Genomic DNA, 16354 nt, shown 5'->3' with positions numbered 1-16354 from the left:
GAGAGTAGAAATGAAACCAATCTATTTACAAGATCTATTGCCCTTCATGAAAGGAAAAGTGATAGTTGGCGAAACAAATCCCCTTATTCGCCATGTAATAAAAATCCCAAAATATTCTTTACTCAAAGACCATACATTGTACTTTCATACGAAAGGAATTTTATCTCTAAAAACATCTAATCATTTTAAGCAGCTTACAATTATTACATCAAAGCCCGATTTATTACGAAATGCAGGGAGAAACGTAACGATAGTTTTAGTGAAAAATGTAAGAATGGCATACTGGAGATTTGTTGATTTTTATCGAAATACTCTTAAAATACCTTTTGTGGCCATCACCGGTACTTGTGGAAAAACAACGACAAAGGAAATGATTAGTTGGATTTTCTCTCATAAATTCAATGTATATAAAACCATACGAAATGAAAACGATCCTTCTCGGCATTTAGATTATTTGTTAGGAATTAAACAATCAGATGATCTTGCGGTAATGGAGACAGCTGTAGCAGTTCCAGGACATTTAAAACGAGCGTATCAATACTTTAAGCCACATGTTGGAATTTTGACATCTATTGGTATTGATCATTTGAATGGTTTTCCAGATTTAGATTCTTATATAAATGAAAAGCTGTCAATCTTCTCTCTAATAGACTCCAAAGGAACAATTGTTGTAAATGGTGATGATGATCATGTAAGAAAGATAGATTTAAAGAAAATGAATAAGAAGATTGTAACCTTTGGAATGAATAACATAGCAGATTTTAAAATTGGGAAAATAATGTACGGAGAAAATAAAATGAAATTTCATTTAATTCATTCTCAAAATTCTTATATTTTTGAAGTTCCAGGTCTAGGAAAACATAATGTATATAACGCAACAGCAGCCATAGCGGCAGCATATCAGCTTGGAATGAGTATAGAAAGTGCTGGTAAGCGTTTAGCAAGTTTTCCTTTATTACCAAGGCATGTGGAAATAGTAAGAGGAATAAACGGATCTACATTAATAGACGATACGTGGAGTTCGAATCCAACATCAATAGAATCTTCTTTAGATGTATTAACAAATGTTGCTAAAGGTAACAAGAAGATTGCTGTGTTTGGGGACATTAAATATTTAGGAGACAAAACGAGTGAAATTCATAAACTAGTAGGTGATATTGTCGCAAAAGAAGAGATCGATTATCTGCTCACGATAGGAAATGAAGCTGAGTTGATCGGTTTACAAGCAATAAAAAATGGTATGGATAGCAAGAAAATCTTACATTGTCAAGATCCTAAAAAAGCATTTGAGTTTCTATCAGATACAGCTGATGAAGATTCAATTATTTTAATTAAAACATCGATGTATCAATCTTATAAGAAGTTTGTAAATTCACTTAGAGTCAATTAAAAAATACCGCCTACATTAGTAATGAGTTTACAAATTAGGCGGTGTTTTTTCATGAAAATTAGCTAATGCTTTCGTATAAAGCATATTTTGTAATCGAGCATAATACATAAGATCTTTTCGTTTGCATACTGTAGCGATTCGATGGTCAGGATCTTCATTATTAATTTCAATAATCCATAACTTATGGTTTTCATCAATACCAAAATCAAAACCAAGATTTCCACATGTAATAAGATGTTGTTCTAGTTTATTTGCTGCTTTTTCAGAGATAAGAAGCATTTTTTCGTATAAATGATCAGCCAGCTCTTCACTTTGTAATAGTTCTATAAGAGCTTTCTCTCCTAATTGAGGTTTGCCTCCACTAGTAAGGTTACTAACGGAACTCCCTTGTTTTCCAAATCTTGCAAATAGGCCGCCATTTTCCCATTCTCTTTCTTGATTCTTAAAATAAATGAATCTAAAATCTACGACTCTTTGATTTGCACTTATAAGATTTAGCGATTCTTGAATAAGGTATTCGTTTTTTCTTAAAAGTCGTTTTAAGAAAGAGATAAATTCTCTTTTTTGATAATAAGTTTGTGTAATTGTTTTTCTTTTAACTTCATATTTTATCTTTACTCCCTGGTTACTATATGATAACCCTACGATTCCCTTAGCAAATGTACCACCTATAGGTTTTAAATACGCATTTTTATATCTTCTTAAAAATTGTAAAATATCCTTCGGAGTTTTACATAGAAGAGTTTTAGGTAGAAATTCCTTTAAAGTAGGATCGGTGGAAAACCATTTGTACATTTCCCATTTATCAAACGTAGGAAAATTACAAATGTTCGCTTTATAATAGGAAGATAAAAACTCCCATTGTTTATTTCTTTCTACTTTACATTTATTAAACAAAGAAGATGGCAGAGGAATATCTTTTGTACATATCCATTCTTGTATTTGAGGATTATAAATAAATCCTTCAGAAATTCTTTCATTTTCAACATTTACTGAATCTAAAGAAAAGGCAGCGATGCTACCACCTATTTTTTCATAATATTTAACATAGCTATCTAGGTCACTTAATCTACGAATTAACCCCTTTTTAGTTAAGTCAGCTATTATCCCAATATATGGTCCTAATACCATCGTATTTTGATAAAAGGATATTTCGTAATCACAATATAGTGGAATACGAAAGTGGTTGATCAACTCTTCTGACAAATGGATCTCATTATTTTTTACCCCAGGTGTACGTTGAATCTGAATTGTTACAGTTGTCTCTCCGAACGATAAAGAAGGTTCTATACACATTAGATCTGTCATTAGATCATTGTGTATTTTTAGTATAGTTGATTTTCCTAAATAAGGGATTATTTTGTATCGTTTCATTATCATCACCTTTGTTGGAAATAGAGAGGGATTTTATCCATAGCTCTCACTATTACCTTAATTTCAGAGCATAAAGTTCTAAATGTTCAATAGGACGAAACTTTTCTTTAAAACGGCGTAAACCTTCTTGATTATTGTCACTACCAACATGTAGCATGGTTAACCTGGGATTAATAGAATACATTGATTTTGCAAATTCGGTATATAAATATTCAGAAAGGCCTTTATAACCAGGAAGTGTTTTTGCGATACACCCCCACGAAATCCCATTTGGTAAAATAGCACCTGTGACAATTCCAACAATTTTCCCTTCAACTGTTGCAACATAAATCTTTTCTTGAAGAGCTTGGTAATAGTGAATAACTTGATGAAAGAGATTATGATCTGTTATGACTTTGTATTTTTGTCCAGAAGTTTTATTCCATATTTGCTTTAATTTTTTGACACTTTTATAATCAGTTGGTTGATATTCACGAAATAAAATTGTCGGATGTTCACGTTTTAATTTATTTCTTAAGCTTCTAATTTCACTGAATTCTTTGCCTTTTAAATGAACCAACTTAGGAACACTCCAAATTATCTCCTTACTGTCGTATTTTTTGTAAAAGAAGTTTTCTTTAAATAAAGGGGACGATGCTAAGAATTGAAATTGAAGTTCATTTACTAAGTTAACGGTAGCACTCTTTTTTTGTTGATGAATGGTATTCCATTGTTTGCAAAGAAGTAAGCTTTTTTTTGTTACCTTTATAACATGATTTTCATTTCCTTTACCAAAAGGTAAGCACCAAACATACATATATAATTTTTTTGTCATGATGAAGGGGACTAACATATGGTCAATAATTTTCCAAAAGACCTTTATGTTTTTTAGCTGAGATAAACTCCAAATATAGGTGAAATTAGATGCCCATAATCCTGTAAAGTAACTAGATTGTTGAATGAATTTACTAAACAAATCATAATCCTCAATCTTTATTTCCTTAAAAGAATGTTCCTTTAACCAATTAGTATCCAAAAATTGTCCCTCCATTATCAGGGGTTTATTTCTTATTATTATAGGTATGTAAAGGAATGAGAAAATGAGTATGTTTTTGACTAGAAGAAAAAAGAAAAGCAAAACTTAATTAAAACAAAGCGTTTGATTGGTTAGTGTGTGAAAAATGTTGGAGAATAATATTTCATAAGTATATATTAAGGAGATATGGTATTAATTCAACTTTCGATATCCTCTAAACAAAAAAGAACCGAGCAATTTTGGCTCGGTTTAACTTACAAAAAGTATTAAATTCTGCACATAGATTTTTTATGTCTAGCTCCAGACGAATAGAAATTAACGATAAGAAGACCCTTCTATTCCAGATCGTCATATGCTTGTTACCCAATATTAAATACTTTTCACTTTTCTTATTTTTCTTCTGCTTCTAATTTAGCTACAGCTTCTTCATAGTCCTCGTTAAACCATAGTGGATCATCGTTGTCAACTTCACCATTATAGTTAATTAGGATTTCTTCTCCGGCTTTAATATCTTTATAAGCGAAAAAATCAAACGTGTGATTCGGAAAATTAATATCATATGTAGCATTAGGTTCATAGGAATGGTTAAACATCATACCATACCCTAGCAATATACATGTGTGGTTTATACCATACTCAAATGCATAATCAGCTAGCAAGGTTTGTTCAATCAATTCATGCTGCTCGTTCGGATATGCAATAACTGGTGCTTCATGTAAAAGCTCACCTTTTGCAATATCTCTTGTTGCAAATACTCCTCGCGTAAATTCACCTGTACTAAGAGTAGAATTTTTCACTTCAATCATATTGTCACCATTTACCTTTCATAAAAAACTAGATCTTCTTAATTCTGTCAGTTCATAGCAAGGAATGCAACCTTTTATTAAAGCTGTTTCTTAAACTTGTTAATCCTGATAAATATAACTCTATATAAAGTCTTGCGGCGTCTATTTCTCTACAGATTTAACCATTTTATCCGATAATACACTGGTTCTAACAGATAAAGACGTCAATTAGCAATCTTTTTAGAGAAGAGCCTTTATTGTCATAAAACTCAAGATTTGATATACCTACATTGTTATAGGTACAATTGAACTTAGTTTACTAAAGGAGAGATTAAGATGAACTACTTACCGTCATTTAATTTAACGAATCAAACAGCTATTATAACAGGTGCTGGTAGAGGAATAGGGAGAGCACTTGCCATTGGATTTGCTGAAGCTGGAGCAAATGTAGTTTTGTTATCTCGTACAGAAAAAGAGCTTATAGAAGTAGCCAATATAATAAATGATATGGGAAGAAGTGCTTTACCAATTGTGACAGATGTCACAAAGCCTTCTCATATTCATCATGCAATTGAAAAAATCGAACATCAAAAAATAAAAGTAGATATTTTGGTTAATAATGCAGGAATGAATATTCGTTCACAAGCATTAGATGTGACAGAAGATGAATGGGATAGCATTATGAATACAAACTTAAAATCAGCCTTTTTTATGTCACGGGAAGTTGGGGCACTTATGAAAAAGCAAGGTGATGGGGGAAGAATAATTAACATCTCCTCAGTTGCAGGAAAAGTGGCTCTCCGAACGGGAGTAGCATATGGGGCAACAAAAGCAGCGATGATTCAAATGACAAAAATACTCGCATTTGAATGGGGAAAATACAATATAAATGTTAATTCAATTGGTCCATGGTATTTTGAAACTCCATTAACAAAGGATTTATTAGAAAATGAAAAATATGTTCATGATATATTAGCTGTCACACCACTAAATAGAATTGGTCAGCTTCCTGAGCTAGTTGGACCAGCTGTATTTTTAGCCTCTGAAGCTTCAAGTTACATAAGTGGCCAAACATTGTTTGTTGATGGTGGGATGACGATTAATGGGTTTTAATTAAGGCTCTTGTTTGAAAGAGTATTGCTAATTAACCAAATTATATGTTGCCAATAGAAAGCTTTGTTATAAACAACAAAGCTTTCTAAAACAACCTTAAATAAACAATCAGTTCTATTGTAAACGTCGTATCGGCTACCTTCATACGAAATGAAGATGATATTGAATAACTAATTTATTTATTTTTGTGAATATTAGTCTGTATCAAATATGTTGGATTTTATTTTGCAATGGGTATACATTACATTATGGGGAAGAAGATCGTTGCTTTTTAATTGGCTCTTTTCTAAAAGATTGTTGCTAATTGACTTCTTTATTTGTTAGAACAAGTGTTTTATCAATAAAAGGGACAATCTGTAGAAGAAAAGATGATGTCACTAGAATTTATATAGAGATGTTTCCCTATAGAATTTTAAAAACAACAAAGTTTGCAAATAAATAGCTTTACCATTAAGAAATGCAGATAAGTTTAAGATAAAAATACAGAGTTAGTCGCTAATCATGACGAGTGGTTGTTGTGAAAAATGAATTAAACGTAAAAAGTAGATTTTTTTAAATAGGAAAAGGAGTTTTAATATGAAAGCCATTTTAGTAGAACGCCCCGGTGGAGTTGATCAATTGAAAATAGGTAATTATCCTAAACCTATTTTACAAAAGGGTGAATTATTAGTAAAAGTAAAATCAGCTGCGGTAAATCGATCAGATATTATAGCACGTGAAGGGAAATCTGGTTACTTATCAAGTCCGATTTTAGGAATAGAAGTATCTGGGGAAGTGGTAGAAACGACAAATGAAACAAAAATAGAAGTTGGAACTCGTGTAATGGGGCTTGTAAATGGAGGTGGATATGCAGAGTATGTCACAATTCCTGCTGATCGAGCGATAGTTATACCCGATAATCTATCTTTTAACGAAGCTGCAGCAGTTCCTGAAGTTTTTTTAACAGCTTACCAAACTTTATTTTGGTTAGGAGAACTAACAGATACTGATACTGTTCTTATACATGCTGGTGGAAGTGGTGTAGGAACGGCAGCTATTCAATTAGTAAAAAAGATGACGAATGCTAAGGTACTAGCAACGGCAGGGTCAACTGATAAATTAATATTTTGTCAATCAATAGGAGCAGATGTATGTATTAATTATAAAGAACAATTATTTGATGAGGAGGTATTAAAGGTTACTGATGGGAAAGGTGTTGACTTGATCTTAGATTTTATTGGCGCTTCGTTTTGGGAGAAAAACTTAAGAAGTATTAACACAGATGGTCGTTGGGTGTTAATTGGTATTTTAGGTGGTGCTGAGATAGATAAAGTAAATCTAATGCATTTATTAATGAAAAGAATTTCTTTGAAAGGAACATTATTAACTCCAAGAAGCGATGAGTATAAAAGACAACTAACAAAAGAATTTGAACAAAAAGTTATTCCATTATTTAAGAGTGAAGAAATAAAACCTATCATTGATCATGTATTTCCATTAGAAAAAATTAAAGAAGCACACGAACATATGGAAGCAAATAAAAATATAGGAAAAATAGTCTTGAGTATTAATGAATAAGAAGTATTAAATCCTCTGGCATTTGTTTATTATTTAGTTGGCTATGTTAGAGCTTAATGTTGATTATTATCACTTTATTGATTGGAGTGGAAGACATGAGATTCCTGAAGGAGAAGCGTGTCAAAAGGAGACCCCACAGACGCTTGCTCCGAGGAGGCTCCCGACCTAGGAAGAATTGCCCTTTGAAAAAGCCGGGAGTAAGGCTTTTTCATTATTCTTCCCTAGGAAAAAAGATACTTTTTTCTCGGGAAAGCGAATGCCTGTAACGTAAATCAATAACAAAGTTTAACAGGGCTTTTTATAGTTTAATAATTTGAAAGGAATTACTTTAAGATGATTGATAGATAAAAAGAGTTGAAAGAGAAGGTGTTTAAGTTGAAGTATAAAGATCCAAAGCTTAATCCGTCTCAATTACTTGTTTGGGTGTTCGTTGTGTTTATCTCTCTCGGCACAATTGCACTTAAGTTACCTTTTGCAACAACAACACCTGTCAGTTGGCTTGATGCAATGTTTACAGCTACATCAGCAATGACTGTAACAGGACTTGTTGTCGTTGATACAGCAAAAGCATACACATTGTTCGGTGAAATCATTATTATCACCTTAATTCAGTTCGGTGGATTAGGAATCATGTCTTTTGCGGTTATGATTTACAAGATAATAGGAAAGAAGATAGGATTAAAAGAACGTATAGTAGTCCAACATGCTTTAAATCAAACTTCTTTTGGTGGGGTAATAAAATTAATTAAAAAAATTTTTATTTTTTCGATAACGATTGAATTGATTGCGACGTTTTTTTTAGCAATAACTTGGGTACCAGAATATGGATTAGGAAAAGGAATGTATGTAAGTTTTTTTCATTCTGTATCAGCTTTTAATAACGCAGGATTTTCACTTTGGTCTGATAGTTTGATGAAGTTTAAAGGAGATCCAATTATCAATATTGTTATCACATTCCTTTTTATTATTGGAGGAATAGGTTTTACAGTTTTAGCAGATTTGTGGGAAAAGAAAAAATTTAAGAAGCTTAGTCTACATTCGAAAATGATGATAATAGGAACAATAGCGTTTAATATCTTTGCAATGTTTCTCATTTTTGTTTTGGAATATGGAAATCCTAAAACATTAGGTGGATTAACTTCATTAGGAGATAAACTATGGGGGGCCTATTTTCAGGCTGTAACTCCTAGAACTGCTGGTTTTAATACGTTAGATATTGCAAGTTTCAATGAATCTACGATATTTTTATTTTTATTAATGATGTTTATCGGTGCTGGTAGTGCGTCTACTGGAGGGGGAATCAAGTTAACTACGTTTATGGTTATTGTTTTCTCTGTTCTAGCTTTTTTAAAGGGAAAAGAAGACATCGTGGTTAGAAATAGATCCATAAAGCTTGAGTTTGTTCTTCGATCACTTGCGATATCGACAATTGGCTTTATTGTCATTATATTAGCTGTGTTTATTTTAAATATAACAGAAAACAGCTCTTTTTTAAGTGTATTATTTGAAGTTGTCTCTGCATTTGGTACAGTCGGTTTATCTATTGGTCTGACTGAATCTTTATCAATGATTGGGAAATTTGTTATCATCTTCATGATGTTTATAGGAAAGTTAGGGCCACTCACATTGGCTTTCTCTTTAACACAACCTAAAAAATCTAAAGTTAAGTATCCATCTGAAGACATACTTACAGGTTGATAATGAGTTAAATATATTAAGTCATACTATATCACATACTAATCATATTTTACCTTATAAAAGAATTGTGAAAATAATCTACAATTAGTAGATTGGAAGAAATCCTTCAAAAGCTCTATTTATCAGAATTAACTTCTATTTGTTCTTTTTTTGGTATAGAATATACTACGCCTTTTTCGATTGTAAAAGGAACAAATTAAAAAGGGGAATAACAAAATGATGGTAGAAATTCAAAATCCAAGTATTAAATTAAAAGGGTATTTAAATAAACAAGATTATTTAGAGATTAAAAAGCTAATGAAGTCTTGTATAGAGAAAGAGAATGTTACATTAAAGTTAGAACTTGATTATAAATTAGGAAGAGAGAATGAAAGCGAAGACTTCAAGATCAATGAATTTATGTATTATAATGAAGAATTACTTATCGGATATCTTGGTATATGTCAATTTAGTGGAGAAGCGTTGGAAGTGAATGGAATGGTTCATCCAGAATATCGGAGGAAAGGTGTTTTCAAAAGTTTATTCTCTTTAGTTGAAGATGAATGGAACAAAAGAAAAACAAAGGATATGCTTTTATTGAACGATCACACCTCGCGCTCAGGATATGAATTTATTAAACAAACAAGTGCTCAATATGATAATTCTGAGTATGAAATGTTTTTGAGAGGTGAACCAAAGTTTAATTTAGATAGAATAGCTGAAATAACATTTAGGAAAGCAACAAATAAAGATGCAAAAGATATCGCAGAACAAAACTCAATTTATTTTAATCAAAGCATAGAGAGTTTGGATTTGGTTCTTCCGGAAGATGAAGCAAAGAGAGGTGTAGATATTTATTTAGCAGAAGTGGAACAGACTGTTGTTGGCAAAGTGCAAGTGGGTGTTAGTGATGGTATCGGCGGGATCTTCGGGCTAGGAGTTCTTCCGAATTTCCGAAGAAGAGGTTTTGGTAAAGAAATCTTACTAAAAGCTATTGATCTATTAAAAGAAAAGCAAGTAAATGAAATTATGCTACAAGTTGCTGTGGAAAATGAACATGCATTAGATCTCTACAAATCTTGTGGATTTGTTGTAACATCTACGATGGATTATTATAAAATGAGTAAAAAGTAAATTATCTACAACTGAAAATGTTATTCTGAAAAGGAGCATTTTATCATTGATGGTCCTTTTTTGCGTATCGTTTTTTTTTAGATATTAAGTATTTTAATTGATTAAGGATCTTTACATATTTCTAGAGTCTTGCTCATCGTCCTAGCCAAAAGATGAACAAACGCCTTGAGCTTTACTTTATCCCTTTTATATCAGGAGAAAAAAATGAGTAAGAAAAAAAGTAATCTTTGCCATATCAATTAGTTTAAACATTTTACTGATTGCTTAGAAATGGATATTTTGTCGAATTTGCATAATAAATTACTAAAATATCTTTATGAATAGTTGTACCGTTTCGATGAGGTGACTAAAAAGGCTAAGAAAATTTTAAAGAACTGAGAATTTATTTTATTTCGTGATGTGGGATTAGAAATGAATATGCAAATTAGTCCGACAACGGATTCCTTATCTCCCAAGTAGACAAATTAGAAAAAAAAGATAGAAGTACGATGAAAATAAAATAGATTTTTTATATGTAAGTAGAACAATTTTCTTTCTATCAGTTACAAAATGTAAAAACTAAAGTACAATAAAAAAGACTTAGAAAGATTTAATAAAAAGGAGTTGAATTTTCATGAGTAGTTATTACAGTAATGAACCAGAACCCGATTCGGCAAATAGGGGAGTCAATGAGGAGTCATTTTTCAAGAGTATGAATGCAAGTGAAAGTTCACTTTTTTTATGGCGTTTTTTTTGACTTCCTCCAAATAGAGGAGGTATAGTATGTTAAATATTTTAGTCTCAAACGAAGAAGGAAAGCTAAAAGAAACAAATCAAATTTCAAATGGTTGCTGGATCAATTTAATTTCACCAAATGAGCAAGAAATTCAAAAAATATCGAGAGAATTAGATATTCCTATAGAGTTTTTAAAAGATCCACTAGATGAAGAAGAACGTTCAAGAATTGAAAAAGATGGGGAACATATTTTAATCATTGTAAATATACCTTTATTATCTGTTGATGAAAATGATCATGCAATGTATGACACAATTCCACTTGGAATAATAATAGCTAAAAACTGTTTTGTTACGGTATGTTTAAAAGATAATCCTATTTTTCATTCTTTTTCAGAAGGTAAAATAAAGAATTTCCACACATATAAACGGACAAGATTCGCCTTTCAAATTCTTTATTTAATGTCTACATCATATCTAAAATATTTAAAACAAATTAGTAAAAAAATAGATAAAATTGAAAAAGAGCTTCATCAATCAATGAGAAACAAAGAACTCTTTTCTCTATTGAATTTACAAAAAAGTCTCGTTTATTTTACCACTTCTTTAAAATCTAATAATATTGTTATGCAAAAAATGTTAAAAAGTAACTACCTTAAAATGTATGAAGATGATCAAGAATTGTTAGAAGATGTAATTATCGAGAACCAGCAGGCCATTGAAATGGCAGAAACACATACTTCGATTTTAAGTGGAATGATGGATGCATTTGCTTCGATCATCTCAAATAACGTGAATATTGTGATGAAATTTTTAACTTCATTTACTATTATTCTTTCTTTACCAACAATGGTTGCAAGTTTTTATGGTATGAACGTATCTATTCCATATCAAGAATATAGTCATTCATTTCTTGTAGCAATTTCAATTTCTTTCCTACTGTCGAGCATTACTGCCATTGTTTTTTGGAGAAAAAGATTTTTTTAATTCAGAAGTCATAAAGACGAATACACCTAAATATTCAAAATATTAATGTTTCTATTAATAAATTATGTTTGGAAAACTAGTTCGTTCCTTTGCTCTGCAGTCCCTTACTGAAATCAACAACAAAGTTTAACAGAGCCTATACTTCTAAAAATAGTAGTCATCTTTCAATGGTAGGTGTAAAATTAAAAAAATCAGTAGTACAACATTTTTATTGAAATAAAGGAGGAACTCAAACCAATAAAGAAATGTTACATGATTCTTTATATTGGAACCAATCAACCTAAGTATATTAACTTTTTTTAAAAGTATTAAGCTATTCTGAAATCTAAATAATATCATTTGAAGAGGTTGATGAAAGTTGACAATGTTTGATAAAGAACAAACTATATTTAATCATCGAGGTAATAAAATAATAACAGAAGATAGAGAAGTTTTGATTATTGCTAAAATAGAAGAGCCATTAATTGTTGTTTTAGGGAATGTATTAAGCGATCAAGAGTGTGATGAGCTAATTAATTTGTCAAAAGATAGAATACAACGATCCAAAATTGGACATTCGCGTAACGAGGAAGAACTCCGAACAAGTAGCAGTATGTTTTTTCAAGAAGGTGAAAGTGACACTGTAACACGGATTGAAAAAAGATTATCCCAAATTATGTGTTTGCCATATGAACATGGTGAAGGTCTACAAATTTTAAATTATAAAATTGGTCAGGAGTATAAAGCACATTTTGACTTTTTTAATTCTTCCAACAATATAGTGAAAAATCCTAGAATAAGTACACTTGTCATGTATTTAAATGATGTAGAGTCAGGCGGAGAAACATTTTTTCCTAAACTTAATTTTTCAGTATCTGCCAAAAAAGGTATGGCTGTATATTTTGAGTATTTCTATAATGACCAAACCTTAAATGAGCTAACCTTACATGGTGGGGCACCTGTATTACTTGGAGATAAGTGGGCTGCAACACAGTGGATGCGGAGAAAAGTTGTAAAATAAAATGGTAGTTTAATTAACTATGTTTGAATGAGAAACATCAACAATGTTTCTCATTTTTTAATTTCCACTAGGGGAATTACATAAGATAAGAAAAAGATTTTAATTGATAGTATTAATTACATTATCTTTATTAAGTTAGGGTGAAAATTAAAATGAAGAAAATTATGTCTAAATGGTGGGTATGGGTAATTGTTGTTCTATTTGTTATTATGAACATCTTAATAACAAATTGGGAAAAACCAAATGATGTTAAAAATGAGCCTAGATTGTTTGAAGGTAATATTGATTCACATTAAGGTATATCCCTAAAAAAGATTATAATAAAAATTAACAAAAATTTACATATAATAAGAAGGGTTTTTAAAATTTCTGTAGAATACCTTTATGTGTTTGAGATTAATGGAAAATTAAAGGGGGGATTCTGTATGGGATTAAAAGTTCAAAAGCATAACTTACAGATGGCGGATATTTCAGGTTCTACATGGAAAGAAGTAAATGCTGAAGGTCTATCGATAGACAATGTTAGTTTAGCAAATACGAAAATTAATAATGTTAATATGAGAGATATCGTCTTCAACGATGTTAATTTATCAGGAGCTAAAATTCAACATGCAAACTTAACACATGCTTTAATTGATCATGTTTATATGTATGGCACAGAATTTCACCATGTAGTTTTTCCTGAAGAGGGAGAAGCGAATTATCATCCAGAGGGTCAATATAAATCTATTCGTTTTGAAAATTGTGATTTGACAAAAGGGCAAATCAAAAATTGTAATTTGTCGAATTTAGAAATTGAAGATTGTGATATCAGTGGTTTGAAAATTAATGGTGTTTTAATTGAAGAATTATTGAAAAGAGTTAACTCGTAAATAAGTGAAGCTATTTAAGAATTATAACAAACGAAATAAATCAAAAGTAACGTTTGGATTTTAATAGGAATCATATTCAAATGTTATTTTCTTTGAAAATTGGTTTATAAGGTATAAAACGACGACTATAATTAATGTTAGTCAAATTTAACAAAATGCATTGATTATTCAGAATTGTTATTTTATGATTAAGATGAAATGTTAACGTGTGCATTAATCAAAAGGTATTACAAAGGGAGGAACAATAATGAGTTCTTTTATGGGAGAAAATTTTCTTTTAACAAATGGGGTAGCTGAAACACTTTATCACCAATATGCTAAAAACATGCCGATTATTGATTATCACTGTCACCTTAGTCCTAAGGAGATCTATGAAAATAAACAGTTTAAAAACATAACAGAAGCATGGTTATATGGTGATCATTATAAATGGAGAGCTATGAGAGCAAACGGTATCGAAGAGAAGTACATTACCGGAAATGCAAGTGATTATGAAAAATTCATTTCATGGGCAAAAACTGTACCTATGACTATTGGAAACCCACTGTATAATTGGACACATTTAGAACTTCAACGGTATTTTGGTATTTATGACATTTTAAATGAAAAAACTGCACCAATGATATGGGAAAAAGTAAATGAAAAATTAGCTAATTCGGATTTTACGGTTAGAGAACTAATAAAAAAATCAAAAGTTGAAGTTATTTGTACAACAGATGATCCTATAGATTCATTGGAATATCATCAAAAATTATCAGAAGATACTACTTTTAATGTAAGTGTATTGCCTAGTTTTCGTCCTGATAAAGCCCTAGAATTAAATAAGGAAACATTTGGTTTTTGGATAGAAAAGCTTTCTTCAATAACGAATATTAAGATAGAGAATTATCAAGAGTTGCTTGAAGCTCTTGAATCTAGAATCGAGTTTTTTCATGAATTAGGTGGAAGGGTTTCAGATCATGCGATAGATACGATGATGTTTTCTGAAGCTACCCTTAATGAAGTTGATGATATCTTTAAAAGAGCGTTAAAAGGTGAAAGAATATGTCAAGAGGATGAAGCTAAATATAAATCTTTCACACTCGTTTTTCTAGGTGAGAAATATGCTGAGTTAGGCTGGGCTATGCAGCTACATATTAACGCACTGAGAAATAATAATACGAGAATGCTAGCAGAACTTGGGCCTGACACTGGGTACGATTGTATGAATGATGATCTAATTGCAAAACCTTTATGCAAATTTCTTGATGCATTAGAAAAGGAAGATAAGTTACCAAAGACGATTTTATATTCTTTAAATCCTAGAGATCATTCGATACTAGCAAGCATGATAGGAAGTTTCCAAGGTGGAGGAGTTCGCGGCAAAATGCAATTTGGAACAGCATGGTGGTTTAATGATCAAAAAAAAGGTATGCTAGATCAAATGAAAACACTTGCAAGTATTGGTTTATTTAGTCAATTTATTGGGATGTTAACTGACTCGAGAAGTTTTCTTTCTTTTACAAGACATGAATATTTTAGAAGACTAGTATGTCAGCTCATTAGTGAATGGGTAGAAAACGGGGAGGTACCTAATGATTTGGATACATTAGGAGAGATTGTCCAGAGAATATCTTATGGCAACGCCAGAGAATATTTTCAATTTAATTCAGTCTTGAAGCTGGATAACAAGATATGATATTTCAGCTTAAATAGTGTTAAAGGTAGGTTTTATCGGTGGTAGTGACAATTAAGGATATTGCAAAAATAGCAAATGTTTCACATACAACTGTTTCAAGGGCTTTAAACAATAGTCCGTTAATTAAAGAAAACACAAAACGAAGAATAAAAGAAATTGCCGAGCAGTTAAACTACACTCCTGATGTAAATGCAAGAAGTTTAGTTCTGAAAAAATCATATACAATCGGTTTGTTTTTAACTAGTTTAACAGAAGGAACGTCTTCTAGTTTTCTTGCTGAAACAATAAAAGGTGTTAACAAGGTGATTGATGAAAAATATAGTTTAATTATAAAAGGAATTGAAGATTTAAACGACTACAGTTTTATTACACGTAAAAGATTTGATGGAATGATCGTCATGAGTCAAAGTGATGTGGATAATACTTTTATTTATCATGTAATAAAGCAAGAAATTCCACTGGTTATATTAAATAGACATGTTGAAGATCAATCGATTATAAATATTTTATCGAATGATCGAGAAGGTTCGTATGAGGCAGTCAATTTACTTATTCAATATGGACATCAAAGGATTGCAATTATTGAAGGGACTTCACATTTTCGATCGACTTTAGAACGTAAAGATGGCTATTTAAATGCGTTGATAGACAATAAATTAACGATTTCACAGGGATACATTGTAAAGGGAAATTATGATATAGAAAGTGGATACGAAGCTATGGTTGATTTATTGTCATTACCTACTCGACCAACTGCAGTCTTTTGTTCAAATGATGAAATGGCTATTGGTGCGATGAAGGCAATTACTGAAGCTGGATTATCTGTACCGGAAGACTTTTCAATTATTGGTTTTGATGATATTGGATTTTCAAAATATACAACTCCAGCACTCACCACAGTTAAAAGGCCAATTGAACAAATAAGCCAAGTGGGTGCAAAACGACTTTTAAAATTATTAGAGGATGACAAAGTGAAAACATCAGAATTACTATCCTTGCCAACAGAATTAATGAATCGTCAAACGGTTGGTAAAGTGAAAAAGTATTGATAGGGGTCT

Annotated in this window: 14 protein-coding genes; 11 read left to right on the top strand and 3 right to left on the bottom strand. The window is 31.1% G+C overall.

What is annotated here, in order from left to right; genetic code table 11:
- Positions 1-10: 10 nt before the first annotated feature.
- The gene (locus LC076_RS00890) at positions 11-1390 is read left to right on the top strand and encodes a Mur ligase family protein (protein ID WP_226665449.1); all 1380 of its coding nucleotides are present in this window, start codon (positions 11-13) and stop codon (positions 1388-1390) included.
- Between the two features lie 27 nt (positions 1391-1417).
- Here the strand turns inward: LC076_RS00890 and LC076_RS00885 are convergent, their stop codons facing one another.
- From LC076_RS00885 to LC076_RS00875, 3 genes are all read right to left on the bottom strand, one after another.
- Positions 1418-2764, bottom strand: coding sequence for a YheC/YheD family protein (locus tag LC076_RS00885; RefSeq protein ID WP_226665447.1), 1347 nt, complete (start codon positions 2762-2764; stop codon positions 1418-1420).
- Positions 2765-2816: 52 nt separating this feature from the next.
- Positions 2817-3779, bottom strand: a complete 963-nt coding sequence (locus LC076_RS00880; protein WP_226665445.1) for a phosphatidylglycerol lysyltransferase domain-containing protein — start codon at positions 3777-3779, stop codon at positions 2817-2819.
- Between the two features lie 389 nt (positions 3780-4168).
- Positions 4169-4585, bottom strand: coding sequence for an SET domain-containing protein (locus LC076_RS00875; RefSeq protein ID WP_226665443.1), 417 nt, complete (start codon positions 4583-4585; stop codon positions 4169-4171).
- A gap of 315 nt (positions 4586-4900) precedes the next feature.
- On the opposite strand from LC076_RS00875, the gene LC076_RS00870 reads away from it, so the two are divergent.
- The 10 genes from LC076_RS00870 to LC076_RS00825 all read left to right on the top strand — a co-directional run bounded on the left by LC076_RS00870 (position 4901) and on the right by LC076_RS00825 (position 16345).
- Positions 4901-5677: an SDR family NAD(P)-dependent oxidoreductase gene (locus LC076_RS00870; RefSeq protein ID WP_226665441.1), complete on the top strand. Its 777-nt coding sequence runs from the start codon at positions 4901-4903 to the stop codon at positions 5675-5677.
- Between the two features lie 576 nt (positions 5678-6253).
- Positions 6254-7234 carry an NAD(P)H-quinone oxidoreductase gene (locus LC076_RS00865; RefSeq protein WP_226665439.1) on the top strand — a complete coding sequence of 327 codons (981 nt, stop codon included), beginning with the start codon at positions 6254-6256 and terminating at the stop codon, positions 7232-7234.
- Between the two features lie 375 nt (positions 7235-7609).
- Positions 7610-8932, top strand: coding sequence for a TrkH family potassium uptake protein (locus tag LC076_RS00860; protein WP_226665437.1), 1323 nt, complete (start codon positions 7610-7612; stop codon positions 8930-8932).
- A 216-nt stretch (positions 8933-9148) separates the two neighbouring features.
- Entirely contained in the window at positions 9149-10045 is an 897-nt protein-coding gene (locus LC076_RS00855) for a GNAT family N-acetyltransferase (protein ID WP_226665434.1), read from the top strand.
- Between the two features lie 762 nt (positions 10046-10807).
- Entirely contained in the window at positions 10808-11746 is a 939-nt protein-coding gene (locus LC076_RS00850) for a magnesium transporter CorA family protein (protein WP_226665432.1), read from the top strand.
- A gap of 364 nt (positions 11747-12110) precedes the next feature.
- On the top strand, positions 12111-12746 hold the full coding sequence (locus LC076_RS00845) for a 2OG-Fe(II) oxygenase (protein WP_226666145.1): 636 nt from the start codon (positions 12111-12113) through the stop codon (positions 12744-12746).
- 152 nt (positions 12747-12898) lie between these two features.
- Complete coding sequence (locus LC076_RS00840; protein WP_226665431.1) at positions 12899-13042, top strand: hypothetical protein; 144 nt, start codon at positions 12899-12901, stop codon at positions 13040-13042.
- A gap of 129 nt (positions 13043-13171) precedes the next feature.
- The gene (locus LC076_RS00835; RefSeq protein ID WP_226665429.1) at positions 13172-13618 is read left to right on the top strand and encodes a pentapeptide repeat-containing protein; all 447 of its coding nucleotides are present in this window, start codon (positions 13172-13174) and stop codon (positions 13616-13618) included.
- A gap of 247 nt (positions 13619-13865) precedes the next feature.
- Positions 13866-15296 carry a glucuronate isomerase gene (gene uxaC, locus LC076_RS00830; protein ID WP_226665428.1) on the top strand — a complete coding sequence of 477 codons (1431 nt, stop codon included), beginning with the start codon at positions 13866-13868 and terminating at the stop codon, positions 15294-15296.
- Between the two features lie 38 nt (positions 15297-15334).
- Positions 15335-16345: a LacI family DNA-binding transcriptional regulator gene (locus LC076_RS00825; protein ID WP_226665427.1), complete on the top strand. Its 1011-nt coding sequence runs from the start codon at positions 15335-15337 to the stop codon at positions 16343-16345.
- Positions 16346-16354: the final 9 nt, after the last annotated feature.

Origin of the sequence: Metabacillus litoralis (assembly GCF_020524045.1) — a bacterium.
GTDB lineage: Bacteria > Bacillota > Bacilli > Bacillales > Bacillaceae > Metabacillus > Metabacillus litoralis_C.
Note: the sequence above shows the minus strand (reverse complement) of the source record. Positions and strands in the feature narration are given on the sequence as shown.